The 26318-nt window shown below is 69.2% G+C and carries 27 protein-coding genes and 1 tRNA gene; 14 read left to right on the forward strand and 14 right to left on the reverse strand.

The genetic code is table 11. The annotated features are described in order from the left end of the window. Positions 1–36: 36 nt before the first annotated feature. The 3 genes from DI005_RS10870 to DI005_RS10880 all read right to left on the reverse strand — a co-directional run bounded on the left by DI005_RS10870 (position 37) and on the right by DI005_RS10880 (position 3775). Positions 37–1227: a glycosyltransferase family 4 protein gene (locus DI005_RS10870; protein WP_113642031.1), complete on the reverse strand. Its 1191-nt coding sequence runs from the start codon at positions 1225–1227 to the stop codon at positions 37–39. Further along, the gene (locus tag DI005_RS10875) at positions 1208–2524 is read right to left on the reverse strand and encodes a nucleotide sugar dehydrogenase (protein WP_112276693.1); all 1317 of its coding nucleotides are present in this window, start codon (positions 2522–2524) and stop codon (positions 1208–1210) included. Before DI005_RS10875 ends, DI005_RS10870 begins: the two co-directional genes overlap by 20 nt. Before the next feature lie 285 nt (positions 2525–2809). Then, the gene (locus tag DI005_RS10880) at positions 2810–3775 is read right to left on the reverse strand and encodes a YncE family protein (protein ID WP_233520084.1); all 966 of its coding nucleotides are present in this window, start codon (positions 3773–3775) and stop codon (positions 2810–2812) included. A gap of 208 nt (positions 3776–3983) precedes the next feature. On the opposite strand from DI005_RS10880, the gene htpX reads away from it, so the two are divergent. Next, positions 3984–4835 carry a zinc metalloprotease HtpX gene (gene htpX / locus DI005_RS10885; RefSeq protein ID WP_112276695.1) on the forward strand — a complete coding sequence of 284 codons (852 nt, stop codon included), beginning with the start codon at positions 3984–3986 and terminating at the stop codon, positions 4833–4835. A 6-nt stretch (positions 4836–4841) separates the two neighbouring features. On the opposite strand, the gene rfbA is transcribed toward htpX, so the two are convergent. The 3 genes from rfbA to DI005_RS10900 all read right to left on the reverse strand — a co-directional run bounded on the left by rfbA (position 4842) and on the right by DI005_RS10900 (position 7977). Continuing rightward, positions 4842–5723, reverse strand: coding sequence for a glucose-1-phosphate thymidylyltransferase RfbA (gene rfbA / locus DI005_RS10890; RefSeq protein WP_112276697.1), 882 nt, complete (start codon positions 5721–5723; stop codon positions 4842–4844). Positions 5724–5773: 50 nt separating this feature from the next. After that, entirely contained in the window at positions 5774–6916 is a 1143-nt protein-coding gene (locus tag DI005_RS10895) for a sialidase family protein (protein ID WP_113642032.1), read from the reverse strand. Positions 6917–7290: 374 nt separating this feature from the next. Then, complete coding sequence (locus DI005_RS10900; protein WP_113642033.1) at positions 7291–7977, reverse strand: Abi family protein; 687 nt, start codon at positions 7975–7977, stop codon at positions 7291–7293. A gap of 259 nt (positions 7978–8236) precedes the next feature. Between DI005_RS10900 and DI005_RS10905 the strand changes: the two genes are divergently transcribed. Further along, a complete protein-coding gene (locus DI005_RS10905; protein WP_233520085.1) occupies positions 8237–8491 on the forward strand; it encodes a tyrosine-type recombinase/integrase in 255 nt (84 codons plus the stop codon). Between the two features lie 25 nt (positions 8492–8516). On the opposite strand, the gene DI005_RS10910 is transcribed toward DI005_RS10905, so the two are convergent. Next, positions 8517–9008, reverse strand: a complete 492-nt coding sequence (locus DI005_RS10910; protein ID WP_158303152.1) for a YajQ family cyclic di-GMP-binding protein — start codon at positions 9006–9008, stop codon at positions 8517–8519. A 118-nt stretch (positions 9009–9126) separates the two neighbouring features. On the opposite strand from DI005_RS10910, the gene DI005_RS10915 reads away from it, so the two are divergent. Beyond that, positions 9127–9208: transfer RNA gene (locus DI005_RS10915), tRNA-Tyr, on the forward strand. A gap of 77 nt (positions 9209–9285) precedes the next feature. On the opposite strand, the gene DI005_RS10920 is transcribed toward DI005_RS10915, so the two are convergent. Beyond that, positions 9286–10077, reverse strand: a complete 792-nt coding sequence (locus DI005_RS10920) for an IclR family transcriptional regulator (RefSeq protein WP_112276740.1) — start codon at positions 10075–10077, stop codon at positions 9286–9288. A gap of 134 nt (positions 10078–10211) precedes the next feature. Between DI005_RS10920 and DI005_RS10925 the strand changes: the two genes are divergently transcribed. From DI005_RS10925 to DI005_RS10955, 7 genes are read left to right on the forward strand one after another with little or no spacing between them, the layout of a single operon-like run. After that, complete coding sequence (locus DI005_RS10925) at positions 10212–11075, forward strand: oxaloacetate decarboxylase (RefSeq protein ID WP_112276742.1); 864 nt, start codon at positions 10212–10214, stop codon at positions 11073–11075. 8 nt (positions 11076–11083) lie between these two features. Next, positions 11084–12352, forward strand: a complete 1269-nt coding sequence (locus tag DI005_RS10930) for an aconitase family protein (protein ID WP_199542717.1) — start codon at positions 11084–11086, stop codon at positions 12350–12352. After that, positions 12349–12894: a 3-isopropylmalate dehydratase gene (locus DI005_RS10935; protein WP_112276744.1), complete on the forward strand. Its 546-nt coding sequence runs from the start codon at positions 12349–12351 to the stop codon at positions 12892–12894. The genes DI005_RS10930 and DI005_RS10935 overlap by 4 nt, the downstream gene beginning before the upstream one ends. Before the next feature lie 40 nt (positions 12895–12934). Beyond that, on the forward strand, positions 12935–14251 hold the full coding sequence (locus DI005_RS10940; RefSeq protein ID WP_112276746.1) for an MFS transporter: 1317 nt from the start codon (positions 12935–12937) through the stop codon (positions 14249–14251). A gap of 39 nt (positions 14252–14290) precedes the next feature. Further along, complete coding sequence (locus DI005_RS10945; protein WP_113642051.1) at positions 14291–14713, forward strand: organic hydroperoxide resistance protein; 423 nt, start codon at positions 14291–14293, stop codon at positions 14711–14713. Positions 14714–14715: 2 nt separating this feature from the next. Beyond that, the gene (locus tag DI005_RS10950) at positions 14716–16329 is read left to right on the forward strand and encodes an FAD-binding protein (RefSeq protein ID WP_158559804.1); all 1614 of its coding nucleotides are present in this window, start codon (positions 14716–14718) and stop codon (positions 16327–16329) included. Positions 16330–16338: 9 nt separating this feature from the next. Continuing rightward, the gene (locus DI005_RS10955; protein ID WP_113642035.1) at positions 16339–17898 is read left to right on the forward strand and encodes an AMP-binding protein; all 1560 of its coding nucleotides are present in this window, start codon (positions 16339–16341) and stop codon (positions 17896–17898) included. 47 nt (positions 17899–17945) lie between these two features. Here DI005_RS10955 and DI005_RS10960 read toward each other — a convergent pair whose 3' ends face one another. Both DI005_RS10960 and DI005_RS10965 read right to left on the reverse strand, forming a co-directional pair. Beyond that, entirely contained in the window at positions 17946–18545 is a 600-nt protein-coding gene (locus tag DI005_RS10960; RefSeq protein ID WP_112276754.1) for an HNH endonuclease family protein, read from the reverse strand. A 72-nt stretch (positions 18546–18617) separates the two neighbouring features. Next, entirely contained in the window at positions 18618–18887 is a 270-nt protein-coding gene (locus DI005_RS10965) for a hypothetical protein (protein WP_113642036.1), read from the reverse strand. A 205-nt stretch (positions 18888–19092) separates the two neighbouring features. Here DI005_RS10965 and DI005_RS10970 point away from each other — a divergent pair, with 205 nt between their 5' ends. Then, positions 19093–20265, forward strand: a complete 1173-nt coding sequence (locus tag DI005_RS10970) for an MFS transporter (RefSeq protein ID WP_113642052.1) — start codon at positions 19093–19095, stop codon at positions 20263–20265. A 144-nt stretch (positions 20266–20409) separates the two neighbouring features. Further along, positions 20410–21576 carry an alpha/beta hydrolase gene (locus DI005_RS10975; protein ID WP_112276758.1) on the forward strand — a complete coding sequence of 389 codons (1167 nt, stop codon included), beginning with the start codon at positions 20410–20412 and terminating at the stop codon, positions 21574–21576. 200 nt (positions 21577–21776) lie between these two features. On the opposite strand, the gene DI005_RS39455 is transcribed toward DI005_RS10975, so the two are convergent. Both DI005_RS39455 and DI005_RS10980 read right to left on the reverse strand, forming a co-directional pair. Beyond that, entirely contained in the window at positions 21777–21905 is a 129-nt protein-coding gene (locus tag DI005_RS39455) for a hypothetical protein (protein ID WP_255565687.1), read from the reverse strand. Further along, entirely contained in the window at positions 21902–22576 is a 675-nt protein-coding gene (locus DI005_RS10980) for a GntR family transcriptional regulator (RefSeq protein ID WP_113642037.1), read from the reverse strand. The genes DI005_RS39455 and DI005_RS10980 overlap by 4 nt, the downstream gene beginning before the upstream one ends. A gap of 101 nt (positions 22577–22677) precedes the next feature. On the opposite strand from DI005_RS10980, the gene DI005_RS10985 reads away from it, so the two are divergent. Together DI005_RS10985 and fdhA are read left to right on the forward strand one after the other, a co-directional pair. Continuing rightward, positions 22678–23574: an oxaloacetate decarboxylase gene (locus tag DI005_RS10985; protein ID WP_113642038.1), complete on the forward strand. Its 897-nt coding sequence runs from the start codon at positions 22678–22680 to the stop codon at positions 23572–23574. A 98-nt stretch (positions 23575–23672) separates the two neighbouring features. Next, complete coding sequence (gene fdhA, locus DI005_RS10990) at positions 23673–24887, forward strand: formaldehyde dehydrogenase, glutathione-independent (RefSeq protein WP_113642039.1); 1215 nt, start codon at positions 23673–23675, stop codon at positions 24885–24887. Positions 24888–24903: 16 nt separating this feature from the next. Here fdhA and DI005_RS10995 read toward each other — a convergent pair whose 3' ends face one another. Together DI005_RS10995 and DI005_RS11000 are read right to left on the reverse strand one after the other, a co-directional pair. Then, entirely contained in the window at positions 24904–25395 is a 492-nt protein-coding gene (locus DI005_RS10995) for a DUF309 domain-containing protein (protein WP_113642040.1), read from the reverse strand. Between the two features lie 22 nt (positions 25396–25417). Then, positions 25418–26318: cbb3-type cytochrome c oxidase subunit I (locus DI005_RS11000; RefSeq protein ID WP_199542718.1), on the reverse strand; the 901-nt coding region annotated here is incomplete at its 5' end.

Consider the following 26318-nt stretch of genomic DNA (forward strand, 5'->3'; position numbering starts at 1 on the left):
TTCAAAACGCGACCTGGAAAACCGTTCGGTAATGAGTTATTTGCTTGCGGCGGCATACGCGGCGAGCAGCGCCTTGGCCGAGTTCCGCCACGAGAGCGGCCCGTTGACCCGCTCGTGCCCCAGCGCGCCCATGCGGGCCCGCTCCTCGGGATCGTCGAGCAGCCGCGCGGTGAGCTTGGCGAACTCGCGAACGTCGTTTGCCGGCGCGTAGACGGCGGCGTCGCCCGCCGAGACCCGCGCCTCCTTGAGATCGAACGAGACGATCGGGCGGCTCATCGCCATGTACTCCATGATCTTGTTCATGGTGGACACGTCGTTGAGCGGGTTCAGCGGGTCCGGCGAGAGGCACACGTCGGCCGTGGAGAGATAACGAACCAGGTCGGTATCCGGAATACGACCGGTGAACTCCACGTGGCCTGCCAGCCCGAGCTCGCGCGAGAGGGTCACCATTGCGTCGAACGTGTCGCCCGAGCCGATGAACGCCGCATGCCAGTCGGTGCGGCCGAGGTCGTCGCGCAGCGAGGCCAGCGCGCGCAGCGCGTAGTCCACGCCGTCCTGCGGGCCCATCACGCCGAGGTAGCACAGCAGATGTGGCTTGCCGTGCTTGAGCTCCGGCTCGGGCGGCACCTGGTGGAACCGCTCGATCGCCGGCGCGCTGCGCACCACGAACACGTCCTCGGGAGACTTGCCGCCCCTGGTCAGCGCCACCGCGCGGTAGCTCTCGTTGGTGGCGATCACGACGTCCGCCGCGCGGTAGGTCGCCCGCTCCAACGCGCACACGCCCCGGTACAGCAGGTCCTTGCCGCGGTCGAAGCGGGAGAGATACAGCTCGGGCACCAGGTCGTGCTGGTCGAACACGAACCGCGCGCCGCGCCGCTTCAGCATGCGGGCCACGAGGAACAGCAGGTCGGGCGGGTTGCAGGCGTGCACCACGTCGACGCGGCCGATACGCCGCGCGATCCGCAACGTGTGCCACAGCGCGGATCCGTACTCCGCGACGTACCCGGCCGGCCCGCCCGTCGCGGCGCGCAGCGGGTAGCGGTGGATGCGCACACCATCGATGATCGTTTCGCGCTCGGTGTCCCGTTTGGTCCCCTGTGGACAGATGACGTGGACCTCCCAGCCCGCGTCGCGCAGCGTCGTGCACTCCTGCCACACGCGCCGGTCGAACGGGACGGAGAGGTTCTCGACGAGGACCAGAGCTTTCTTACCAGGCAAGGCCAACATACCCCTCTTCGGTCCTGCGCACGTCGGCGTCGGGAAGGCGGACGAGGTCGATGAGCACGCGCTCGCCGCCGTGCGGCAGTGCTGCCAGCACCGACGAGTCCGTGCTGCCGATCAGGCACACCTCGGCGTGCTCGAGCACTTCCTCGACCGATCCGGCGAGTAGTTGACCGAGGTGCGGCAGCCGGCTCTCGATGTACTCCCGGTTGGCGCCGAGAAGTCGCGAGAGGCTCACGTTGGCGTCGTAGATCCTGAGGTCGTAGCCCTTGCCGAGCAGCCGTTCCGCCAGCTCCACGAGCGGGCTCTCGCGCAGGTCGTCGGTGCCGGGCTTGAACGAGAGCCCGAACAGTCCAACCCGCCGCTTCCCGGTGCGCACCACGAGGTCGACGGCGCGCCGCAGGTGCTCCTCGTTGGAGGGCAGCACGTGCGACAGGATCGGCACGGACACGTCGGCCCTGTGCGCGGCGTGGACGAGGCCACGCAGGTCCTTCGGCAGGCACGAGCCGCCGAAAGCGAAGCCGGGCCGCAGGTAGGCGGGACTGACGTTGAGTTTGCGGTCGGCGAGGAACACGTCCATCACGCGGTGGGAGTCGAGTCCGAGTGCCCGGCAGATCGCGCCCAGCTCGTTGGCGAAGCCGATCTTGAGGCCGTGAAAGGCATTGTCGGCGTACTTCGTCATCTCGGCAACGGGCACCGGGACGCGGAACACTTCGCCGGGCAGGCCCTCGTACAGCGCGGCCACAGCGTCGCCGCTGGCGGTGTCGAACTCGCCGATCACCGTCTTCGGCGGGTCGAAGAAGTCCTTGACACTGCTGCCTTCGCGCAGGAACTCGGGGTTCACGGCCACGCCGAAGCCGACCCCGGCCGTGCGGCCCGATGCCTTCTCCAGGATCGGCACCAGCAGTTCGAGGCACGTGCCGGGCAGCATCGTGCTGCGGAAGACCACGGTGTGCCGGTGGTCCACCTCGGCCAGCGCCATGCCGATCTCCTCGGTCACGCGCTCGAGGTATGCCGTGGAAAGGCTGCCGTTGGGGGCTGACGGCGTGCCGACGCACACCAGGGAGATCTCGCTGTTCGCGATCGCGTCGGCGACATCCGTGGTGGCTCGTAACGCGCCCGAGGCCACGACCTGCGCGGTCAGCTCACCGATGCGTTCCTCCACGACGGGCGCCTTGCCTGCGCGCACCAAGTCGATCTTGATCGGGTTGACGTCGACGCCGATGACCTGGTTACCGCGGTCGGCAAGGCACGCGGCGGACACACAGCCCACGTAGCCGAGCCCGAAGACACTGATCTTCATGTGGCTCTCCTCCCGCCACCGCCTGCCCGGGCGGCCGCGACTCTCCTGCTGATTCGCTGGGCGAGTGGAGGTCGTTACGCGATTTATCGAGTGGTGATGTCGAAAAGATCCGGTGAAAAAGAATCGAGCGAATGCGCTTGTCGGTGAACAACGCACTCGCCCGGAAAATGGTGGCCGATCCGAAGTGGACCAACCGTTCCCACAATTCAGCCACCAGCCGCAGTGAAGGCCACCATGCCTGCGTTCAACGCAGTGAAGGTGGCCTTCACTGCGGTTGGCGCCCACTCAGAAGTCGCGCACCACGCAGACCGAGTCGCGCACCGGGTCGGTCGCGTAGACCACGCGGGTGCGCTGGTCCACGGCCACGGCGCCGGGATTGATTCCGAGCGCCAGCTCTCCCGTCCGCTCGCCCTGGGCCCCGTCGATCCGCACCAGCCCGTTCGCCCCGCCGTTGGCGTAGACGGTGGCGGTGCCCTGGTGCACGGCGACGGCCGAGGCGGCGCTGCCGAGCAGGATCGTCGCCTTCTCGGTGCGGTTGGAACCGTCGAGCACGGACAGGTGGTGGATGCCGGCGTTGGCGACGTAGACGGTGTTGCTCAGCCGGTGCACCGCGACCCCTGCCGGGGAGCGGCCTGCCGGGATCGAGCCCGTGAACCGTTCGGTATGCAGGTCGAGCACCTCGACCCGCGCCTCGCCCACGCTCGTGCAGTACGCCAGCCGCCTTCCGGGATCGACGCAGATCCCGGCGAGGGCGTCCGACTCGCCCGGCACCAGGTTCGCGAACGACCCTGCCGCGCCGTCGAGCACCGTGACCGTTCCGCTCGCCTCACTGGCGACGTAGACCGTGTCGGTGGTTTCGTCCACCGCGAGCGCCGCCGCCCCGGGCCCCGCCGCGATCGTGGTCAGCACCCGGCCGGTGGCCCCTTCGAACACGGTCACCGTCCCGGCCAGCCGGTTGCTCGCGTAGACCCGGCCGGTGACCTCGTTCACCGCGACGTCGCTCACCGTGGACCCGACCGGCACCACCGCGCGCAACGCGCCCGTGCGGTCGAGCACGCACACCGTGCCGTCGCCCTCGCAGCCGACGTAGACCGATCCGGTGAGTGAGTTCACAGCCACGCACGACGGCGACCGGCCCACGGAAACGGCCGTGACCTGTGTCGCTCCGGCCCTTCCCGTCGGGAGGAGCGAGGCCAGCGCGGCCATCGCCGTTCCGAGCACCACGCGGCGCGCCCACCTCGGCTCGGCCACTCCGACCTCCTGTTTTTCCTCCACGTTTCTGCGCTGTTGTCGGTCGGACCGTAACCTGAGGGCAGGCTGAACGTCGGCTGAAATGCGAGTGTGATTGCGGCTTCGCCCCTGCCGAGTGACGTTCACCAGGAACTTCGCAAGCATCGACGGCGTTCGATCTAGTGGAGCCGGCGCCCAACGGCCGGCACTCGAAGGGAGGCATGAGCACGTGCACAAGCACCGCAACGGGCTGAAGACCGCGATGCTGCTCGGCCTGCTGAGTGCCATCATCATCGCGATCAGCGGGCTGTTCGGCCGCGGCGCGCTGTTCATCGGCCTCGCGATCGCGATCGGCATGAACGCCTACGCGTACTTCCAGTCCGACAAGCTCGCCCTGCGCGCCATGCGCGCGCGGCCGGTGTCGGAGGCCCAGCAGCCCGCGATGTACCGCATCGTTCGCGAGCTGGCCACCCAGGCGCGCCAGCCCATGCCGAGGCTCTACATCAGCCCCACGCAGGCGCCCAACGCGTTCGCGACGGGCCGCAACCCGCGCAACGCCGCCGTGTGCTGCACCACCGGCATCCTGGAGATCCTCGACGAGCGCGAGCTGCGGGCCGTGCTGGGCCATGAGCTGTCCCACGTCTACAACCGCGACATACTCATCTCCTGTGTGGCCGGTGCGCTGGCCAGCGTGGTGAGCGTGCTGGCGAACCTGGCGCTGTTCACCGGGGGCAACCGCGAGGGGGGCAACCCGCTCGTCTCGCTGCTGCTCGTGTTCCTCGGCCCCATCGCGGCCGGGATCATCAAGATGAGCGTCAGCCGCTCGCGGGAGTACCAGGCCGATGCCTCGGGCGCGGAGCTGACCGGCGACCCGCTCGCGCTCGCCTCGGCGCTGCGCAAACTGGAGCGGGGCACCAGAGCCCTGCCGCTCGCGCCGGAGCCCAAGGTCGTCTCTCAGTCGCACCTGATGATCGCCAACCCGTTCCGGCCGGGTCAGCGGCTCTCGCAGCTGTTCTCCACGCACCCGCCGATCGAGGACCGCGTGCGCAGGCTGGAGGAGCTGGCCCGCAGGCGGTACTGAGGCGGCTCAGCCGGAGGCGCCCGCGGCCATGGCGACGTCCATCACGTAGTCGCCGTAGCCGCTCTTGGCGAGCTTCGCACCCAGCTGGTAGCACTCGTCAGCCGTGATGAAGCCCATGCGCAGCGCGATCTCCTCCAGGCACGCGATGCGGACCCCGGTGCGGTGTTCGAGCACCTGCACGAACTGGGCGGCCTCGAGCAGCGAGTCGTGCGTGCCGGTGTCGAGCCACGCGAAACCGCGGCTGAGCTCCACGAGCCGCGCGCGGTCCTGGCGCAGGTAGGCCATGTTGACGTCGGTGATCTCCAGCTCGCCTCGCTTCGAGGGCGTGAGGCCCTTCGCGATCTCCACCACCTGGTTGTCGTAGAGGTACAGACCGGTGATGGCGCGGTTGGAGCGCGGCCGCTCCGGCTTCTCCTCGATGGAGACCAACCTGCCGTCGGCGTCCATCTCGCCGACGCCGTAGCGCTGGGGGTCCTTGACGGGGTAGCCGAACAGCACACAGCCGTCCAGAGTGGACACCTGTTCCTGCAGGGTCCGCGAGAAGCCCTGGCCGTAGAAGATGTTGTCGCCGAGGATGAGCGCCACGTCGTCGTCGCCGACGAAGTCCGCGCCGATCACGAACGCCTCGGCAAGCCCGTTGGGCGCGGCCTGCTCGGCGTAGCTCAGTTCCAGCCCGAACTGGCTGCCGTCACCGAGCAGGCGCCGGAAGTTCGGCAGGTCCGTGGGCGTGGAGATGACCAGCACCTCGCGGATCCCGGCCAGCATGAGCACCGAGAGCGGGTAGTAGATCATCGGCTTGTCGTAGACCGGGAGCAGCTGCTTGGAGATCGCCTGTGTGATGGGGTGGAGCCGGGTGCCGCTGCCACCAGCCAGCACGATGCCCTTCATCAACTACTCCTGCCGTCACTCGGTCGTGAATGGCCAGGGTATCGCGGCGGTCAGCGGGCCGGCCCCCTGCCGAAGTAGGCCTTGCACACCCCGTTGGTGTAGTCCGCGGCGATCTGCAGCACGTTCTCGCTGTCGTCCACGGGCAGCAGCGTGGAGCTGTAGTTCGGGCACCAGTTGTCGTAGGGCCTGCGCACGTGGACGGGAGCGGGCACCTCGTACCAGTCACCCGCGCCGAGGTGGTCGTTGGCGAGCAGGGTCCGCCCGTTGCCGGGCAGCGGCTTGCCGTTCCGGTCGACGTAGATCTGGCCGACCATGAGAATCCGGGTGCCCGTGGGGCCGCCGGGGAACAGCGTGATGGTCTGGGCGTGCTGGAAGTGGTTGCCGCTCGCGGTGTCCACCCTGGTGCCAGGGCCCTTCGGGTCGCCGTAGTTGGCGCCGTCCGGGGAGATCTTGAAGTACGGGTCGCAGAAGCGGTCACCGTAGTTGCAGATCTCGTAGGCGAAGTAGTACCGCCCGTCGGGCAGCCTGCGCACGATCGGCATGCCGGGACGCACGCGGTCGGGTGGGATGGCCATCGTGCGCTGCTTGGTGCCCCAGTTGATGCCGTCGGTGCTGGCGACGCGGTTGAGAACCTGGCCGTAGCGGGGCGCCTCGGTCTCGTCGGCGTAGTGCATCCAGAGGTTGCCGCCCACGTCGACGGTGAACTCGGGCTCCCACACGCCGTCGTAGTTGTGGGAGCGAACGGGCTCGGCGAGGAAGCTCCAGCTGCGACCGAGGTCACGGCTGGCCCACACGCGGATGCCGATGCGCCGATCGGGCCCCGCCTTCTGCCGGTAGCTCGCGGCCCACAGCAGCGTCCCGGCCCGCAGCCGCCCAACGCGTTCCGGCAGCTCGTAGAGCGTGCCGCAGCACATTCCAGCGGCCCCGGCGGGATCACGCACGGCGCCGACCCTGGTGAACGTGCGGCCCTCGTCGGTGCTTTCGAAGATCGGCGCGTAGTTGCCGGCGGAGTCCCTGCTGGTGACGGAGGCGAGGATGCGCCCGTTGCCGAGCAGCCCGCTGTGCTCGAGGCGGATCAGCCGGGGGTAGGAACCGAGCCCGTCGTGGAGAAGCTCTCGCTCGGCGGCCGCCGCGGGCGCGACGACCCCCGAGAGCGTGAGCAGGCAGAACAGCAGGACGCAGACCTTGCGCATGGTGATCCCTTCGCGCTGTGACGGAGGGATTACACCATGACGTGATCTTGTGCGTCGCGTCGTGGCGGCTTCTTCTCTGGCACTCTTCGCGGCCTGCGGGCAACGGTGTCCGGCGGGTCCGCCGGACACCGTCAGCGCTGCCGCGTCAGCGGTAGTTGGTGAACTGCGCCTGACCTGTGTCGACGCGTCTAGCGAGGGCTCTGGCCTGCGCTTATCGGTGGTCGTCTGCCGTTGGTGATCGTCGCTGGCCGGTGCCATCTGTACCGGATTTGTACCCGGCCATGGGTTAGCACTGCGGGGCCAGAGTTGAAGCGACGAATGGCGACCGGCACCGTTTGCCGTGCTAGGTGGGTGTCTGACGAGCGGTGACCGCTCTACGGTTTTGCCGCGAGTACAGCATCGACCCGACGCAACGATGCCGCCCACTCTGCGGTTTTCGGGCACACTGCGTGGACTACCGCGTGGATGTCCGCCGCATCTCGGTGGAGCTCGCGGTTGATGATCGGTTCCAAATGCGCGATTCGATTGCGGAGCTGATGCAGTCGGCGCATCGGCTCGTCCACTGCGGTACGTCGTCCGTGGACGTGGGGGAATCCGTGCCGAATCGACTCAAGCCACAGCGTGTGCTCATACCGGGCTGCCAGGAGGTACCGCCAGAAGCCGAAGGAAAGCTCGGCAACAACAGCACCGACCGGCGGCTTCGGCTTGGTGGGGCGCCGGATCCCCTTTACCCGGCGCCATACTTGGGCTCGTTCAACGGCCTTCGCGATGTCGTCCTTCGCGCGCTTTTCCAGGAGATTTGCGGGGTCGTCCAACCAGGTACCGGGACGTTGCTCGCGTTCATGCCATGCTGTGAGCTCATCGTGAATCGCGTTACGAACTACCACCTCAACGATCGCGAGAGCTTCGTACACTGCACCAGACGCAGCCACGTTCCACTCATACAGTTGCAACGCCCGTTTCCGGTCGTTCTGAGCAGCGTGAAGATAGGAGGCCATCCGGGGTGGCGACAGCCGTTGCGCCCGGAGCTCGAAGGTGGCAAAGACGTCCGAGTTTGGCACGTCGGCTACTCTAAGCTACACTCTTCATCGAAGACCGGTGCGGCCTCTGCTTGTGCAAGTCTCCCGGTTATGAGCTACGGCGAAGCCCGACAGTCCTTTGCGGATGTCGGGCTTCGCTTATGTCACTCGTCCGACCCCTCCGAGTGGGCCGCCTTTGTTCCATGCCGTCGACCTGGCGCAGCCCAATCACGCTGGGTCCAGGGGGCAACCTGTATCGGAAGTTGTGCAGGCCTTCCCAAAGCTTGCCCCTGGACGCGGCGTGATAGCCCTCCGGGAGGTCACGGGCCTGCCGAGTGGCTTCGGCCTGCGCGACCTGCGGCACTACTTCGCGACCGTGCTGATCTTCGGCGGCGCAAACGTGAAGACGGTCCAGCTCGCGATGGGGCACACGACCCCGACCGTCACGCTCAACACCTACGTCGGCTACTGGCCCGACGCCGTCGACCAGACCCGCTCGCTCGTGGACTCCGCACTCGGTTGTACCGGGGTTGTACCCGAGACCGACTCGGAGTGAGTTGTCGCAGGTCAGCGCTGGCGCGTCAGCGGTAGTTGGTGAACTGCAGGGCGATCTCGAAGTCCTTGTTCTTCAACAGCGAGATCACCTCCTGCAGGTGATCCTTCTTCTTGCCGGAGACGCGGAGCTGGTCGCCCTGGATCTGCGCCTGAACACCCTTGGGGCCCTCGTCGCGGATGAACTTGGCGATCTGCTTGGCCTTGTCGGAGGCGATGCCCTCGATGATCTTGCCCTGGACCTTGTAGACCTTGCCGGAGACAGCGGGCTCACCCGCGTCGAACGCCTTGAGCGAGATGCCCCGCTTGATCAGCTTCTCCTTGAACACCTCGACCGCTGCGAGCACCCGCTCCTCGGTCTCGGCCTCGAGCACCACGCCGTCGGAGCCGGACCACTCGATCTTGGCGCCGGTGCCGCGGAAGTCGAACCGGGTGGACAGCTCCTTGCCCGCCTGGTTCAGCGCGTTGTCCACCTCCTGGTGATCGACCTTGCTCACCACGTCGAACGATGGATCGGCCACGTCATACACCTCGTAGTCTGCTGGTTGGAATGGGTCCACCTTAGTGACCGCGAACCCCCGGCGTGGGCAGGCCAGTGGCATTGGGTACTCTGTTTCTCGGCCGGGCGAGCCCGGCCGAGGCGGGTTGCCCGAGCGGCCAAAGGGATCTGACTGTAAATCAGACGGCACTGCCTTCGGGGGTTCGAATCCCTCACCCGCCACACGAGCCGATACGCCCCGATGACCTGCTCGATCAGGTCTCGGGGCGTTTTTCGGATATCGGGCCGGATCGGCCCACTCAGAGACGTGAGGCGCGCACCGTGGTGCTCAGCCGGTCCGCGGCGGCGCGTACGGCTTCCGCGCGGGCCTCGCCCTCGGCTCCCGCGAAGTCCTCGCTGTGCCCGCCGAGGCTGATCGTTCCCACGAGCGCCCCGTACTGGCCGAGGACGGGCGCGGCGACGGCGGACACGCCGCGCAGGTAGTCGTCCTGGCTGCGGGAGATGCCCTCGGTCCGTACCCGCTCCAGGTGACTCGCCAGCGCGGCCGGGTCGATGTGCGTTTCCTCGGTGAAGGCCTCGAGCCGGCCCTTCAGGACCCGGCGGCGGATCTCCGGATCGAACGCGGCCATCGCCACCGGCGCGGCGGCCGCGTGGAACGGCAGCACCGAGCCGACGCTGATGGCCGCCAATGCCATCGGTTTCCCGCCCTCGACCCGGTCGATGCACACCGCGCCGGCGTCGGAGGGGACCATCAGGAACGCGGTGTCGCCGAACCGCTGCGCCAGCGCCTCGAGTTCGGGCCTGGCCTCGGTGCGCAGGTCGAACCCCGCGAGCGCCGCGGCGCCGATCGTGAACACGGGCATCCGGATCCGGTACGCGCCCGTGTGCTCCCGGTGCACCCAGCCCGCTTCGACGAACGAGCTCATGAGCCGGTGCACGGTGGGTTTGTTGAGCCCGGTGGTGGCCGTCAACTCGGCCAGGGTGATCACCGGCCGGTCGGCGCTGAAGTGGCTGAGCAGCTGGCACGCGCGCAGCACCGAGGTGACCGTCTCCCGCCCCGCGGAGCCGTCCTGGAGTGCCTCTTGCGTCACCGCTCACCTCACCTGCCGCGTGCTTGCTGGACTCAGGTTAGCGATGAGTTCGCGCCGGTTCCTTGACATGCTCGGTGTCCTTCCCGCAAAGTTTCGGAACGCGTATCGCATCACGATACACAAGGGAGTGATCAGTGGATTTGCGCGACTTGATCAGCGAGCGACTCGTCTACGCACCCGGTGTCTGGGACGGTCTGACCGCCCGGCTGGCCGAGCAGGCGGGCTTCCCCGCGCTGTGCGCGTCGGGCTTCGCGATCTCGGCGGCGCTTGGCTATCCGGACGCCGAGCTCTACTCGATGTCGGAGAACCTGCAGGCCGTGCGGACGATCCGCGAGGCGAGCGGGCTGCCCCTCATCGCCGACATCGACACGGGCTACGGCAACGCCGTCAACGCACACCGCACGGCGCGCCTGTTCGCGGACGCCGGAGTGGCCGCCGTGTTCATGGAGGACCAGCGCTCGCCGAAGCGGTGCCCGCTGATCCCTGGCTCCGCACCCGAGCTGCTCGACGTGCCGGAGGCGACCGGCAAGATCCGCGCCGTGGTCGACGCGGCGAAGGACTCGGGCATGCTCGTGATCGCCAGGACCGACGCCAGCGGCGACGAGGCACTCCGCCGCGCCGACGCGTACGTCGAGGCGGGCGCGGACCTGATCATGCCGGTGACCAAGACGTTCAGCACCGTCGAGGAGTGGCGGCGCTGCCACGAGGTCACCGGTGTTCCGTTGATGGCTACGCTCACCGCGTCGGCGTGGACGGAACGCGAGTTCACGCCCGAGGTGATGCGGCAGATCGGTGTCCGCATCGCCTTGCTGCCCACGCAGGTGCTGATGGCCGTGACCCGCGCCGCCGGTGACTGCCTGCGCAGGCTCGCATCCGGCGAGAACCCGGCCGACGTCAGCGCGGACGCGACCTCGCACCACGACTTCGTGGACCTCATCGGAATGCCCGAGATCGAGCGGCTCCAGCAGGCGTACCTGCCCGCCGCGGAGCCGGTGTAAGGAGCGGCATGCCGAGCACAATCGCCGAGAAGATACTGGCCAGGGCCGCGGGCGTCGACGTCGTCAAGGCAGGCGACAACCTCCCCGTGCGCCCGGACTACATGATCGCCTACGACTTTCCCGGCTACACGGACGTGATGTTCAAGCAGATGCACGACGACTTCGGCATCCGGACGCTCGCCGAGCCGCACCGGTACGTCGTGTTCATCGACCACATGCTCACCAAGGGCACGGAACAGGAACGCGAGGTCCACCAGGTCACGCGGGACTGGTGCGAGTTCTACGGCATCGAGCTGCACGAAGCTCGCGGCATCGGTCACCAGGTGATGGCCGAACTGGGCTACGCGCTCCCTGGCAACTTCCTGATCCACTTCGACGGGCACATCTCCGGCGCGGGCGCGTTCGGTGCGCTCGGCTGGGGTGTGCGCCGCGACCTGCTGGAGGCGTGGGTTTCCGGGCAGATCTACCTCGACGTCCCGGCGACGACGCGGTTCGAGCTGGTCGGTGAGCTGGCCGACGGCGTGGACAGCCGTGATCTGGTGCACCACATCATCGGTGAGTACGGTGCCGACGGCTGTGCGCACCAGGTCATGGAGTTCTCGGGCCCCGGCGCGCGTGGTATGTCGATCGACCGGCGGCAGGGGCTCTGTGGCATGGCCATGTTCACCGGCGCGGTCTCCGCGGTCTTCGAGCCCGACGAGGCCGCGCTGTCCTACGCCCGCCGGGTCGCCAGCACCGGCTTCACGCCGCAGCTGCCGGACGAGGGCGCCGACTACGCCGCCGTGCACACGATCGACCTGTCCGAACTGCGCCCGAGGGTGGTGCTGCCCGGATCGGCGCGGTCGGACAACACCCGAGGGGTCGACGAACTCGCGGGCACTCCGGTGACCAAGGCGTTCATCGGCTCGTGTGCCAGCGGCCGTATCGAGGACATCCGCGCCGCCGCGCTGATCCTGGATGGACGCAAGGTCGCTCCCGGCGTCGAACTGAACGTCGTCCCGACCTCCGATTCGGTGCACCAGCAAGCGGAGCGGGAGGGCCTGCTGGACGTGCTGCGCGCCGCGGGCGCGCAGATCGCGCGCTCCAGCTGCGACTTCTGCTTCGGCTACCAGAAGCCGTTGCAGCCCGGCGAGAACTGCATCTCCACCGGCGTGCTGAACATCTCGGGCCGGATGGGCAGCACCGAGGCGAACATCTACATGGGCTCGGCCTACACGGTCGCGGCCAGCGCCGTCGCCGGAACGATCTCGTCGGCCGAGGGGGTGGCCAGGTCGTGAGCGCACTCCGCGACTACCCGCCGCCGCCGGATGTGATCCGCGGCCGCGTGGCGTGGATCTTCGGTGACGACTTCGACATCGACCTCGTGATCGGGGTCGAGAACATCAAGTCCTACGACGCGGATTTCCTGCGCAGCAAGGTGATGCGGGAGTTCGACCCCACGTTCGCCGACCGCGTCAGGCCCGGTGACGTGATCGTCGGCGGCCGCAACTTCGGCTACGGCCACCCGCACTACCCGCCGATGGTGGCACTGCGGGACCTCGGCATCGCCGCGGTGCTGGCCGAATCGTTCTCCCCCGGCTTCTGGCGAGGGGAGACCTACAACGGGATGCCGCTGCTGACCGTGCCCGGCATCAGCACCGGGGTCACCAAGGGCGACAACGTGGCAGTGGACTGGCGCGCCGCCACCGTGCGGCTCGACGACGGCACCGAGCTGCGGGGCACCCCGCCCAGCGACCGCGTCCGCCGCGTCATCGAGGCGGGCGGCTCGCTGAAGCTGCTGCTCGCCGAGCACGCCCACCAACCAGCAGACCAAGCCTGATATCCCTCCGCCAAGTCAACGACGACGGACCAGGAGCACCATGTCCGAGACGACCTCACACCCGTCGACCGAAAGCCCCACCGTGCCCTCGCCGGCCACGGCCAAGCGCGCCGCGCTGGCCGGTGGAGTCGGCACCCTGATCGAGTACTACGACTTCAGCGTGTACGCGTTCCTCGCGGTGACGATCGGTCCGCTGTTCTTCCCCAGCGGCGAGCCCGCGGTCTCGGTGCTCGTCGCGCTGGCCGTCTTCGGGTCCGGCTACGTCATGCGGCCCATCGGCGGCTGGTTCTTCGGTCGCCTCGGCGACCGCCGCGGCCGCCGGAGCGCGCTCGTGGTGACGGTCGTCGCCATGGGTATCTGCTGCGGCCTGCTGGGACTGCTGCCGACATACGCCTCGATCGGCATCGCCGCCCCGATCCTGCTGGTGCTGCTCCGCCTTGCCCAGGGGTTCTCCGCGGGCGGTGAGATCGGTGGCGCAGCGACCTACGTGGCCGAGTCCGCGCCGACCAAGCGCCGTGGTTTCTACGGTTCCGTCACCGCGCTCGGCTCGACCCTCGGTTTCGCCACGTCCGCGGCCGTGGTCGGTCTGGTGAGCACGCTGACGACGGCCGAGCAGATGACGTCCTGGGGCTGGCGCATCCCGTTCCTCATCTCGCTTCCGCTCGCGCTGCTCTGCCTGTGGGTGCGGGTGCGGCTGGAGGACACCGACGAGTTCGCGGAGATGGCCAGCAAGCGGGAGATCGTGCGCAGCCCCCTGCGTCAGGTGATCAAGGAACGGCCGGGCAGTGTCGCGCGGGTCGTCGGCATCGCGATCGCCATGAACGGCAGTGGCTACATTGGACTGACCTACTTCAACGTCTACCTCATCGATCTCGGGTTCGACAAACAGGACGTCTACTGGACCTCCGCGATCGGCATCGCGCTCGCCTGTGCCACGTTCCCGCTGGCGGGTGCGCTCGCGGACCGGTTCGGGCGGCGTCCCGTGCTGCTCACCGCGTACATCGGGTACCTGGTGATCGCGTGGCCCGCATTCGCGATCCTCGGCGCGACGTCGAGCATCGTCGTGGTGGCGCTGGTCTACATCGTCTACATGTCGTTCAACGGACTCGCGCAGGTTCCGGCGTTCCCGCAGTTCACCGAGCTGTTCCCGCGGCGCATGCGGTACACCGGTGTCGCGCTCGGCTTCAACATCGGCACCATCATCGCCGGTGGCTCGGCCCCGTACATCGCCGCTCAGCTCGTGGAGAGCACCGGCGACCCGATGGCGCCCGCCTTCTGGGTCATGGGTGTCGCGCTCGTGGGCATCGTGACGGTGCTGACGTTCCGCGAGACCGGCAGGGAACGCCTGCCGGTGTGACCGAGCCGGCCACCGCAACACGACCCGAGGAGAGCAGCCTTGTCCCAACCCCTCTACACCGCGTCGGTGCACGTCACCAACGGCAGGGGCGGTGCGGCACGTAGCGACGACGGAAAACTCGACGTGGCACTCGCGCCACCCGCCGCACTCGGCGGAGACGGCGCAGGAACGAATCCGGAGCAGCTCTTCGCCGCCGGTTTCGCCGCCTGCTACCTCAGCGCGCTCGGCGCCGTGGCTCGCCGGGCCCGTACGAAGCTGCCCGAGGTGTCCGCCACGTCGCAGGTGCACCTGCATCGGGCCGACGACGGTGGCTTCGAGCTGGCGGTCGACATCGTCGTCACGGTGCCCTCGGATTCCGTCGGCCAGGTGCGGCCGCTGCTCGCCGAGGCGGAGAAGACGTGCCCCTACAGCCGCGCCACGCGGGGCAACATCAACGTGAGCATCGACGTGAAGGACTCCTGACGGTGTCAGGCGTTCGGGAGGTCGACCTCCTCTGCGTCGGCGGCGGGCTGGGTGGGCTCGCCGCGGCGTTGCGGGCGCACGAGCTCGGCGCCGAGGTGCTCGTGGCCGAAAGGTCGTCGCTGGTCGGTGGTGTCGCCGCCTACAGCGGTGGGTTCGTCTGGGTCGGTGGCGATCCGCTCTCCTCCTCCGCCGCCGACCCCATCGAGGCTGTCGAGTCCTATTTGGACCACGTGCAGGGGGAGCGTCCGGTCGATCGCGCCGCACGCCGGGAGTACCTGCTGGACGCGGTCGAGGCGACGGCCTGGTTCGCCGACGCCGGCGTACCGCTGCGCGTGATCCCGGACGCTCCCGACCTCTACCACCCCGCGCCCGGCTCCACGAGCGAAGGGCGGCTGCTGGAATGCGTGCTGGACGGCGCTGAGCTGGGCGCCTGGCGGCCACGGCTGCGGCCAGGCCCCTACTACGACATCGGCGTCACCCGGGCCGAGCGGTACACCGAACCGGCCACACCGGACGGTGCCGCGCCTGCCGAGGACCGCCTGACCCACGGAGTGGGGCTCGCCGGTGGGTTCGTCAGGGAGACGCTGGTGCGACGCGGCGTCGAATGCCTGCTCGGGCACCGGGCGGTGGAACTGCTGCGCGAGGACGGGGCGGTGGTCGGCGCGGTGCTGGACGGGCCAGGCGGCCGCGTGGCGGTCAGGGCGCGTGGCGGCGTGCTGATCGCGGCGGGCGGCTACGGCTGGACCTCGCACGCGGCCGAGCTGGAGGACGTGCCCGAGCTCGTGGAATGCGCCCCTCCGGTCGTCGAGGGCGACTCGGCGACCCTCGCGGAACAGGCGGGAGCCGGCCTGGTCCGAGGGGCCGACCCGTTCTTCAGCGTCGGGTACGGCTTCCCCGGCGAGGTCCACCCCGGCACGGACGTTCCGCTCGTCCGGCCGTTGCTCGCCCACCTGGGCCTGCCGCACTCGATGATCGTCAACCGGGACGGGCGACGGTTCGGCGACGAAAGCTACTACGGGGCACTGATCGGTGCGCTGCGCCGGTTCGACGGTCGTCGCCGCCGCTGGGCGAACCTGCCGTGCTGGTTCCTCGTCGACGACGAGTACCGCAAGCGCTACCCGCTCGGGCCGTACGCGGCGGGACAGGAATGGCCGCACTCGATCCCGAGGGCTGACAGCCTCGCCGAACTGGCTGCGCTCACCGGCATCGACCCCGACGGGCTCGAGCGCACCGTCACCGCGTTCAACGAGGGGGCCGATCGCGGCGAGGACCCGGAGTTCGGCAGAGGCACGCTGCCGTTCGTCCTGCGGACCTACGGCGACGCAGCCCACGAGCCGAATGGGTGCCTCGGCGCCCTGCGCACGCCGCCGTTCTACGCGCTGGACCTGACCGTGGTCGGGTTCGGGATGGGCACGCTCGGTCTGTGGATCGACCGGCACGCCCGCGTGCTGCGACGGGACGGCACGCCGATCCCTGGCCTGTACGCCACCGGAAACGCCGCGGCCACGCGGGAACTGCGTGGCTACGTCACCGGGCTGGCGAACGCCCGGAACTACACGTACGCCTACCGCGCGGCGGGCCACGCCTGCGGCCGCGTGCGCGGCACCCACGAGTGAGGACCGTCGATGCCGATTTCCAGCCCGTATCCAGCCGTCACCGTTCCGGACGTCTCACTGACCACGTTGCTGTTCGGCGACGGTCCCGGCGAGCACGCCGGCGCGACCGCGCTCGTCGACGGCCGCACGGGCGCGGTGACGACCTTCGGCGAGCTGCACCAACGGGTTGAGCGCATTGCGGCGGGGTTGCGCGGGCGTGGACTGCGCACCGGTGACGTCGTCGGTCTGGTGGGCCCGAACTCGCCGGACTGGGTGTCGGCGTTCCACGCCGTACTCCGCGCGGGTGGCGTCGTCACGGCCGCGAACCCCACGTACACGACACCTGAGCTCGCTCACCAGCTCCACGACTCGGGCGCCCGCTTCGCCATCGCGGCGGCGGCGCAGCTGGAGTCGGTCGCGGCGGCCGCGGAGAAGGCCGGGATCGGGCCGGACGCCGTGTTCACCCTGGAGCCGGTCGAAGGCCATTCCTGCCTCGCCGAGCTGGCGGCGGAGTCCGGGCCCGCGCCGGTGCTGACCACCGGGCCGGACGACATCGCGGTGCTGCCGTACTCCTCGGGCACCACGGGCCAGGCCAAGGGGGTGGTGCTCACCCACCGCAACGTCGTCGCGAACGTCCTGCAGTTCGACCGGATGGTGCCGCTGACGCGGGGCAGCACCCAGCTGGCCGTTCTCCCGCTGTTCCACATCTACGGCATGACCGTGCTGATGAACCACAGCCTGTACACCCACGCGCCGCTGGTCACGATGTCGCGGTTCGACCTGGCCGAGCTGCTCCGCCTGGTGGCCGAGCACCGGGTGCGCAAGCTCTACGTGGCGCCGCCGGTCGTGCGTGCGCTCGCCAAGGACCCCGTGGTGGAACAGCACGACGTGAGCAGCCTGGAAATGGTGTTCTCCGGTGCGGCCCCGCTCGACCGTGGGCTGAGTGCCACGCTGGCGGAACGGCTGGGGTGCGCGGTCATGCAGGGCTACGGGATGACGGAGATGTCGCCCGTGTCGCACGCGGCGCCCGAGGACCGCCCCGACATCGACCCCGCGAGCTGCGGGCTCGCACTGCCCGGCATCGAGTTCCGGCTCGTCGACCCGGCGACCGGCGTCGACGCCGGGCCGGGAGAGCGGGGCGAGCTGTGGGTGCGGGGACCGAACGTCATGTCCGGGTACCTGAACAACCCGTCGGCCACGGCCTCCGCCCTTGACGAGGACGGCTACCTGCACACCGGGGACGTCGCGACGCTCGGTCCGCACGGTGAGATCAAGATCGTCGACCGGATCAAGGAGCTGATCAAGTACAAGGGCTACCAGGTCGCACCCGCCGAGCTCGAGGACGTGCTGCTGGGCCATCCGTGCGTGGACGACGCCGCCGTGGTCGGGGCCCGCGACGCCGACGGAGAGGAAGTGCCCAAGGCCTTCGTCGTGCGACGCCGGGGGAGCACTGTCACCAAGGACGCCGTCATGACCTACGTGGCCGGCCGGGTGGCGCCCCACAAACGCGTTCGTGCGGTGGAGTTCGTCGAAGCGATCCCCAAGTCGGCGTCGGGGAAGATCCTGCGCAACCAGCTCCGGGACTCCTGAGCGCGGACCCTCCTCGAAGGACCGGCGCGTCAGCTCGGGCAGTGGGATCAGCTCGGGCAGTGGGAGAGGATCGCGTTGATCGCCTCCGCTTCCGCCTGGTCCGCCGTCAGGTCGTACTTGGCCTTCGTCTGGACCCAGCGGGTCACGTAGCCGCAGCGATCCTGGTCCGGGAGCCACGTCGCCGGGTCCTGGTCGCCCTTCTGGCGGTTGCTCCTGGCCGTCACGGCGACCAGCACCTCCGGGTCGTTCGCGTACGCCTCCCGCTCGGCTTCGGTCCAGTCACGTGAGCCCGAGCGGGCCACCTCCGCGAGCGGCACGATGTGGTCGATGTCCAGATCGCCGGCGTCGGTCACGATCTCGCCGTCGTAGACGCTCGTCCACTCGCCCGTCACCTCGCAGTTGTCGCCGACGCGGACGGAGCGGCCCTGGTCCTGCAGGATCTGGTCGCGTACGTCGCAGCCGTCGCCGAGGTAGTCCCAGTGCGGCCAGTCGTCGCGGTCGTAGCGGGCGCCCGTGTCCTCCGGCGCCACCCGCAGCTGCGGGAGCGCTCCCGATGGGGCGGGCGTCTCGGCAGGGGCTTCGGGCAGTTCGCACGCGGTGAGCGTGAACGCGGCGGCAAGGGCGACGACGAGGGCGGGGGTCTTCACCCCATGATCATCTCCGGTCGCCGTCCGTATCCACGGCAGCGACAGGGGAGGACAACGTCACACTCGATGTGGTCAGGCGATCGCGTCGAAGCGGGCGAAAAGGGCACAGTCCTCGCGCGGGTGGGCCTCGTGTTCGGGGCACAGTTCCGCCGCGTAGGCCGTCACCTCGCCTCGCGCGCGCCATTCGGCCGCCGCTCTCCTGGCCTCTTGGTGCTCGTACATGCCGACTTCCAGGCAACCGCTCTGCAGCGAGAAGACTCCGTACTCGATCGAGTCCTCCTCCGGGGGGACCGACCACGATTCGAAAGAGGGGGTCCCTACGAGCACGTCGCGTCCGCTCATACCTGAGACCTCCATCGGTCGGTCGCGCTTGACCGGTGGTGAAAACCGTTCGCATCACCATGGACGACTTCCCAGCTCAAGGGCAAGAGAGTCACTCAGGTGGCCGACGCCCGTCTTCGTGAACGAGACTTTCCGTAGAGCGGCCGGGGCATGCGCTCCTTGGCATCGAGGCCGCCCTCGGCGGCCCCTCTCGGCAGAGGTGGACATGCGGCACTGGTATCCCCACCTGTGCGTCGCCACGGCGCTGTCCCAGGCGGCGTTCAACGCGGCCAGGATGCTCGTCTCCTACCGCGCACTCGGGCTCGGCGCCGACGGGGTGGCCCTCGGCGTCATCGCGGCGCTGTTCTCACTGCTGCCGCTCGTGGTGGCCGTGCACGTCGGCAGGGCCGTGGACAACGGTCACCCCGCCGGGATGCTGCGGGCGGGTGTGCTGCTCACCGCCGTCTCGCTGCTCGTGATCGCGGTGAGCGGCGACCTCGTGATACTCGGCATCGGAAACGCGCTGCTGGGCTTCGGGCAGGTTCTCGTGGTCGTGGCGGCGCAGGGGTTCATCCCGCTGCTGTCGGAGCCGCACGAGCTGGACAAGCGGTTCGCGGGCTGGTCGCTGGCCGTCTCCATCGGACAGACGGTGGGTCTGCCGGTAGCCGGTCTGGTGTCGTCGGCGAGCAGCACCGGCGACGGCGTGGCGACCACGGGTGCGTTGCTCGCGCTCGCCGGCCTCGTCGCGTTGGCGGGGCCCTCGTCGTTCCTGCTGCCCGTGCCGAGGCGGGCCATGGGCAGGCCGCCCACCGAGGAGCCCGCGCAGTCGATGGTGACGATGCTCGGCATCCCCGGCATGTGCCCAGCCGTGTTCAGCAGCCTCGTGGTGCTGACGTCGATGGACGTGCTGTCGGCGTTCCTGCCGGTGCTGGGCGAGGAGTACGGCTTCAGCGTCCTGCTGGTGACCGTGCTGCTCATGCTGCGCACGGGCTCGTCGATCGTGTCCCGCGCGTTCCTGCCAGCCCTGCTGCGGGTGGTGTCGCGCCGCTGGCTGCTGCTGTCGGCGACGCTGTGCTCGGCGCTGCCGATGTCTCTGCTTCCCCTTGCGCACCAACCGGTCCTGATGGGCATCCTGCTCGTGATCGTCGGCTTCTTCTGGGGCATCGGGCAGCCGCTGACGATGACGTGGGTGGTGACGCTGGTGTCGCAACGCAGCCGGGCCTCGGCGCTGTCGTTGCGGCTCACGGGAAACCGGCTCGGCCAGGTGCTCGTGCCCCTCGGCGCCGGTGCCATCGCGGGCTCGGCAGGCGTCGCCTCGGTCTTCGTGGTCACCGGCGCGCTGCTGTGGACCTCCAGCGGCCTCACCTGGAGAGCCGTGCGCCGAGAACGGGCCGACTGACGGTCCCCAAGGCCACCTTTGGTGCGTTCAACGCGACAAAGGTGGCCTTGGGGGGCAGTCGCCCAGGCGGGGGTTGCTCGTGTGGTGTAGACCTTAGGTGTGGGGAAATCCGGACTTTTCCGGCTCGTGGCCGGAACGCTCGCAGTGACCTTGTCGGCCGTGCTGGTCGCGCCGCCCGCGAACGCGGCGCCGCAGCAGGTGCACCTGCCCCAACCCGAGGGGCCTCACGCGCCGGGCACGAGCCTGCTGCACCTCGTCGACGAGGGCCGCATCGACGGCCTCGACCCCGAGGGCGGACCGAGGGAGCTGATGGCGCAGGTCTGGTACCCGGCACTGCCACTGCCCTGGTATGAGCGCGCCGACTACGCGTCCCCGAAGGAGGCCGCACGGCAGGAGGAGTTCTACGTGCTGCCCGACGGCGCGCTCGAAGGCGCCGTCACCAACAGCAGGCGGGACGCGCCCGCGCTGCCGGGGAACCACCCGGTGGTGATCTTCTACCACGGTCTGTGCGCGAGCCGGACCGACACGACCGCCGTCAACGAACGCCTCGCCAGCCTGGGTTTCGTCGTCGTCGCGCTCGGCAGCACCCACGAGTCCGACCTGGTGGAGTTCCCCGGCGGCCGGACGGTCTCCACCGCCGACCCCACGTTCTGTGCCGCGGCCAGTGACTTCAGCACGGAGAACCAGGCGATCCTCAACCGCCTGCAGGAGGCCAGGGTCGCCGACGTCCGGTTCGTACTCGACGGACTTGAGGCGGGGACGCTGCCGCTGCCATCGGGCGTCGCCCGCTCGGCCGACGTCGACCGCGCCGGCATCTACGGGCACTCGTTCGGCGGTTCCACAGCGGCGCAGGCGATGCTGGAGGACCCGAGGCTGCGCGCGGGCGTCAACCTCGACGGCCTCGTCGTGGGCCCGGTTCGCACGGAGGGCCTCGACAAGCCGTTCCTGGTCCTGGGCAGCGACTACCACGACGACAAGGCTGATCCGACGTGGGCCGACTTCCTGCCGGCGCTCACCGGCTGGCACCAGTGGCTGCGGGTCCGCGACGCGGGCCACTACCGATTCGTAGACCAGGGCGGCAGCGCCGACCGCTGGAACATGCGCGAGGTGATGCCGCCGGAGGTCTGGACGGCGAACTTCGACGACATCGGGGACGAGCCATCGCAGCGGATCCTGCTCGACTACACGTCGGCCTTCTTCCTGCGTTTCCTCAAGGGCGAGGAGCAGCCGATCCTCGACGGTCCGTCCGCGCGCTACCCGGAGGTGGAGTTCAGGACCGCAGCCGGCGAAGGGCCTCCGCCAGGTCGGTGACATCGGCGTACGTGGCGTCCAGATCGGTCAGGCTCGCGTCGTGCGGCTGCGTGGACCGGTCGGCGCACCACCTGCGGCCGGAAGTCGTGTGGGAGCGCGTCGGTGTCCGAGGCGGGCACGCACCAGGTCGATCGCCGGCACGGCGGGCGCTCACCCCAGCCGACCCTGCCGGGGAAACGCCGTCCCGCGCGGCCCGGTGCTCATGACTCCGGCTTCGGCCGGATGATCCATCCGGCGAGCCCGCGCAGCAGGTAGGACCGTCCGATCTGCAGCAGCTGCCGGAAGCCCGTGGTGGTGGCCGGACCCACGACTCCGAGCCGGTAACTCATGCCCTCTCCTGCTCCCTGGCCGCGCGGACCATCACGGCCCGCGCGTTGCGGATATGGGCGGTCATCACGGCACGGGCCCACTCGGGGTCGCCCGCCCGCACGGCGGCGACGATCTCGGCGTGGTGCGCGAGGCTGCGCCGCAGGGACGTCTCGTCGTAAGTGTGGAAGTTCCGGAGCACGATCGGGGCGTGCACCGCGCTGGCGAGCGCGCCCGCGAGCGCGGGGTGACCGGCGAGTGTGACGAGCCTGCCGTGGAACTCGCGGTTGAGCGGCACGAGCGCGTCGAGGTCCTGCGCCGGTCCTGGGCCGCCGACCTCGACCATCCGCCGCGCGAGCTGGTCGAGCTCCTCGACGTCCTCGGGGCCCGCGTTCGGCACGGCCAGCGCCGTGAGCTCCGGTTCGAGCGCGGTCCGCAGGTCGAACACGCCTTCGAGCTCCTCGACGCTCCACTCGCTGACCCGCGCGCCGCGGTTGGGCACCAGCTCGACGAGGCCCTCGGCGGCCAGGCGCGTGAGCGCCTCCCGCACCGGCGTCCGGCTGACCCCGAGCCGAGTGGCCAGCTCCACCTCGCCCAGCCGGGCGCCCGCCGGGAAGTCGCCGCGCAGGATCAGCTCGCGCAGCGCGTCGACGGCCTTCTCGCGGCCCGTCACGGAGGGGGAAGTCTGTGTCATGAATCACCTCAATCCCAGATTGTGTGCAATCTAGGACGGCGGGCATTCCACCGCAAAGGGTGACGCACAAGTTCGAGGCTTCTGTATGCAAGGAGGCTGTCGTGGGAGATCTGCTCGGTACCGCCCGACGGCCGCGCGCCCGGTTGCGGGAACTGCTCACGGCAGGGGAGCCGCTCGTCGCGCCCGGCTCGTACGACGCCCTCTCGGCCAGGCTCGTCGAGCAGGCCGGCTTCCACGTCGTCTACCTGACCGGCTTCGGCACCAGCGCCTCGCTCATCGGCAGGCCCGACGTCGGCCTGCTCTCCGGCTCCGAGATGGTCGACAACGCGAGCCGCATCGTCGCCGCCGTCGACGTGCCGGTGATCGCCGACGCCGACACCGGCTACGGCAACGCGATCAACGTCGTGCGCACCGTGCGGGCCTACGAGCAGGCCGGGGTGTCCGGCATCCACCTCGAGGACCAGGTCACGCCGAAGAAATGCGGGCACATGAGCGGCAAGGCGGTGATCTCGCGCGAGGAGATGACCGGCAAGCTCCGCGCCGCCGTCGCCGCCCGGCAGGACCCCGACTTCGTGCTCATCGCCCGCACCGACGCCGCCGCGGTGCACGGGCTGGACGACGCGATCGACCGCGCCAAGGCGTACGCCGACGCTGGCGCCGACGTGCTCTTCGTGGAGGCGCCAACGAGCGAGGAGAGCATCGAGCGCGTAGCGAAGGAGCTACGCGGTGTTGCGCCGCTCGTGTTCAACTGGGCCGAAGGTGGCCGCACCCCGCCGATCTCCTTGCGCCGCATCGGGGAGCTCGGCTTCTCGCTCGTGCTTTTCCCAATCGGCACGCTGCTCGCCGCGACCGCGGGGATCCGCTCGCTGCTGGAGGTGCTGCGCGCGGATGGCACCCCCCAGTCGGCACTCGACGGGCTGCCGTCGTTCGGCGAGTTCACCGATCTCATCGGGCTGCCCGAGATCCAGAAACTGGAGCAGCGCTTCGCGAGTGAATGAGTTACACCTGCTGATACCTGGAAATACCAACTGGTAGGAGCTACGTTCGCGATACGCCCACGAACTCAGAACCGGCGATCAGACAAAGGGGTTTGGACATGCCGGATAACCATGTTGTCGTGTATCAAGGGCCGGGACGAGTCTCCGTCGAGTCGATCGACTATCCGAAGCTCGAACTACCTACTGACGTCGTCGAAGGACTGGGCCTGCCGAAGAAGGCTCCGCACGCGGCGATTCTGAAGATCGTCACCACCAACATCTGCGGCAGCGACCAGCACATGGTCCGCGGCCGCACCACCGCGCCCGTCGGTCAGACCCTCGGGCACGAGATCACCGGGGAGGTGGTCGAAGCCGGGGACGACGTGCTGTTCGTCAAACCCGGTGACATCTGTTCGGTGCCCTTCAACATCGCGTGCGGCCGCTGCCGCATGTGCTTCGAGGGCAAGACCGGAATCTGCCTGAACGTCAACCCCGCACGGCCCGGCGCGGCGTACGGCTACGTCGACATGGGCGGCTGGATCGGCGGCCAGGCCGAGTACGTGATGGTGCCGTACGCCGACTTCAACCTGCTGCCGTTCCCCGACCGCGACCAGGCGCTGGAGAAGATCCTCGACCTGACGATGCTGTCGGACATCTTCCCGACCGGCTACCACGGCGCCTTCACGGCGGGCGTGACCACGGGATCCACGGTGTACGTCGCCGGAGCGGGACCGGTCGGTCTCGCGGCGGCACACGCCGCGCAGCTGCTCGGCGCGTCGGTGGTGATCGTCGGCGACATGATCCCGGAGCGGCTCCAGCAGGCCCGCAGTTTCGGTTGCGAGACAGTGGATCTCCGCGAGTCGGCCGAGCTCGCCGACATGATCAAGGAAATCACCGGCGAGCCGGAGGTCGACGCGGCGGTGGACGCGGTCGGCTTCGAGGCACGCGCCCACGGCCGGGACGCGGGTGAGCAGCCCGCAACGGTGCTCAACGACATCATGACCATCGCCAGGGCGGGCGCCTCGCTCGGCATTCCCGGCCTGTACGTCACGGGCGACCCCGGCGGGGTCGACGAGAACGCGCAGATCGGCCAGCTCGGCGTGCGAATCGGCCTCGGCTGGGCGAAATCGCACTCGTTCACCACCGGCCAGTGCCCCGTCAAGAAGTACAACCGCCTGCTGATGAACATGATCCTCAACGGCAGGGCGGAGATCGCCAAGGCAGTCAACGCCACGGTCATCCCGCTCACCGACGCTCCGCAGGGCTACGAGGACTTCGACCACGGCGCGGCCAAGAAGTTCGTGCTCGACCCGCATGGGATGGTTCCCGCCTAGGTGTAGTACCAGGGAATCAGCGGTCGTGCCCCGGCTCGCGCAGCCGGGGCACGATCGTGCTCGCGTCCGGCGGCGCCACCTGCTCACGAAGGCTCGCGGCGAGCGTGCGCGCCCACGCGCCAAGGCCCTCGACGTCGATACCGTGTGGCCGCCGCGCCGCGAACGGCTCGATGTTGCCCGCGCCCCGGTCGAGCAGCGAGGCCGCGCCCGTCAGGTTGCCGCGGGCCGCATGGGTCACGCCGACGGCGAGCTGCGCGAGCCCCCGCCACAGCTCCCGCTCTTCCTCTGGCCCCGACTTCCACGCGTCCTCGAACACCTCGTGGGCGTGGAAGGGCTTGCCCTCGTCGAGCAGCCGCTGCGCCTCCGCCAGCGACTCCTCTGGTGCGCGGACGACGCCCTCCGGCTGCCGCTCGACGCCCTCCGCGCCGTAGGGCAGCGGCCTGCCGAGGCCATCCCTCGGGCGGGCGTTGCGGGCGCGGCCTTCCTCGTCCCGGTCTCGGTCACTCACGCTCGTCAGTGTTGCACCGCGGTCACTGGTCGTTGCGCTCGGTGGCTTCGGAGGCCGTCTTCTCCGGCGGCTTCGGTGAGGAGTCGTGTGGCTTGACCTTGCCGGTGAGCGTGATGTGACCTTCGGAATGGATGCGCTCGACCATGTGCGGGTAGTGCAGCTCGAACGCGGGCCGCTCCGAACGGATCTTGGGCAGCTCGGTGAAGTTGTGCCGCGGGGGCGGCGAGCTCGTTGCCCATTCGAGCGAGTTGCCGAAGCCCCACGGGTCGTCCACGTTCACCGGCTCGCCGAAGCGGTAGCTGCGCACCACGTTCCACAGGAACGGCAGCATCGAAAGACCCAGCACGAACGCGCCGATCGTCGACACCACGTGCATCTCGGTGAAGCCGTCCGAGGGCAGGTAGTCGGCGTAGCGGCGGGGCATGCCCGCGTCACCGAGCCAGTGCTGCACGAGGAACGTCAGGTGGAAGCCCACGAACGTGAGCCAGAAGTGCAGCTTGCCCAGCGGTTCGTTGAGCATGCGCCCGGTGAACTTCGGGAACCAGAAGTAGATGCCGGCGAACGTCGCGAACACGATGGTGCCGAACAGCACGTAGTGGAAGTGCGCCACCACGAAGTAGCTGTCGTGGATGTGGAAGTCCAGCGGCGGGGCGGCGAGGATGATGCCGGTGAGCCCGCCGAGCAGGAACGTCACGAGGAACCCGATCGACCACAGCATCGGCGTCTCGAAGCTCAGCTGCCCCTTCCACATCGTCCCGATCCAGTTGAAGAACTTGATGCCGGTTGGCACGGCGATCAGGAACGTCAGGAACGAGAAGAACGGCAGCAGCACCGCCCCGGTGGCGAACATGTGGTGCGCCCACACGGCGAACGACAGCGCCGTGATGCCCATCGTCGCGAACACCATCAGCCGGTAGCCGAAC

The organism is Prauserella sp. PE36 (genome assembly GCF_003311655.1).
Classification (GTDB): Bacteria; Actinomycetota; Actinomycetes; order Mycobacteriales; family Pseudonocardiaceae; genus Prauserella_A; species Prauserella_A endophytica.

Coding starts and splice junctions, on each gene's coding strand:
- DI005_RS10870 (WP_113642031.1), bottom strand. CDS start 1,227: ATGTTGGCCTTGCCTGGTAAGAAAGCTCTGGTCCTCGTCGAGAACCTC.
- DI005_RS10875 (WP_112276693.1), bottom strand. CDS start 2,524: ATGAAGATCAGTGTCTTCGGGCTCGGCTACGTGGGCTGTGTGTCCGCC.
- rfbA (WP_112276697.1), bottom strand. CDS start 5,723: ATGAAGGGCATCGTGCTGGCTGGTGGCAGCGGCACCCGGCTCCACCCC.
- DI005_RS10895 (WP_113642032.1), bottom strand. CDS start 6,916: ATGCGCAAGGTCTGCGTCCTGCTGTTCTGCCTGCTCACGCTCTCGGGG.
- DI005_RS10930 (WP_199542717.1), top strand. CDS start 11,084: ATGCCGAGCACAATCGCCGAGAAGATACTGGCCAGGGCCGCGGGCGTC.
- DI005_RS10940 (WP_112276746.1), top strand. CDS start 12,935: ATGTCCGAGACGACCTCACACCCGTCGACCGAAAGCCCCACCGTGCCC.
- DI005_RS10955 (WP_113642035.1), top strand. CDS start 16,339: ATGCCGATTTCCAGCCCGTATCCAGCCGTCACCGTTCCGGACGTCTCA.
- DI005_RS10965 (WP_113642036.1), bottom strand. CDS start 18,887: ATGAGCGGACGCGACGTGCTCGTAGGGACCCCCTCTTTCGAATCGTGG.
- DI005_RS10970 (WP_113642052.1), top strand. CDS start 19,093: ATGCGGCACTGGTATCCCCACCTGTGCGTCGCCACGGCGCTGTCCCAG.
- DI005_RS39455 (WP_255565687.1), bottom strand. CDS start 21,905: ATGAGTTACCGGCTCGGAGTCGTGGGTCCGGCCACCACCACGGGCTTC.
- DI005_RS10980 (WP_113642037.1), bottom strand. CDS start 22,576: ATGACACAGACTTCCCCCTCCGTGACGGGCCGCGAGAAGGCCGTCGAC.
- fdhA (WP_113642039.1), top strand. CDS start 23,673: ATGCCGGATAACCATGTTGTCGTGTATCAAGGGCCGGGACGAGTCTCC.